General features: G+C 71.8%; 1 protein-coding gene and 1 pseudogene. Both read left to right on the top strand.

The features are described 5' to 3' along the window. The coding region (locus F6Q13_RS18755; protein WP_293059732.1) for a hypothetical protein at positions 1-109 on the top strand (109 nt) is incomplete at its 5' end. A gap of 215 nt (positions 110-324) precedes the next feature. Next, positions 325-709: pseudogene (locus tag F6Q13_RS18750) on the top strand (PPE family protein); the annotation flags it as partial.

The following is a 709-nucleotide window of genomic DNA, read 5'->3' as shown; positions in this document are numbered from 1 at the left end:
GGCCGCGGGGCTGGCCACCCTGGCCGGTGCCGGGTTCGGCGGCGGCCCGACGGCGCCGATGGTGCCGGGCAGCTGGGACGGCGCCGAGCCGCGGGATATCGAGGAATAAGCCGAGCCGTCCCGGGTGCAGTGCCACCCCGAACCTCGACAAGTTAGCTTAGGCAATGCTAACGTGCGGGGCTGACATCGCAGCGCACGAGGAGATGGCAGAGGCGTGGACAACGCCGTCGGTAGCGCGTCTACGGCACGAGTCCGGGCGAGCGGTTCCAGAACCGCAACGAGGTACACCACCACGGCGGCCCGGTGGATCGTCGGGGGCCGACGATGATGGCACCGGTCTGGATGGCGTCCGCCCGAGGTGCATTCGGCGCTGCTCTCCAGCGGCCCGGGACCGGGGTCGCTGCTGGCGGCCGCGGCGACGTGGAACGCGCTCAGCGTCGAATACGCCTCGGCGGCTGAGGAACTCGGCGCGGCGGTGTCGTCGGTGCAGGCCGGGGCGTGGCAGGGGCCGAGCGCGGAGTCGTATGTTGCCGCAACTACGGCGTATCTGACGTGGCTGATGCAGGCCAGCGCCGACAGCGCAGCGGCCACCAGGCAGCTCGAGACCGCGGCGGCGGCCTACAGCGCCGCCCTGGCGGCCATGCCGACCCTGGCCGAGCTGGCCGCCAACCACGCCAGCCATGCGGTGTTGGTGGCGACGAATTTCTTC

It is taken from the genome of Mycobacterium sp., assembly GCF_008709575.1.
In the GTDB taxonomy this organism is placed as follows: domain Bacteria; phylum Actinomycetota; class Actinomycetes; order Mycobacteriales; family Mycobacteriaceae; genus Mycobacterium.
The sequence above is the reverse complement of the archived record's forward strand: the minus strand, read 5'-3'. Positions and strand labels throughout refer to the sequence as shown.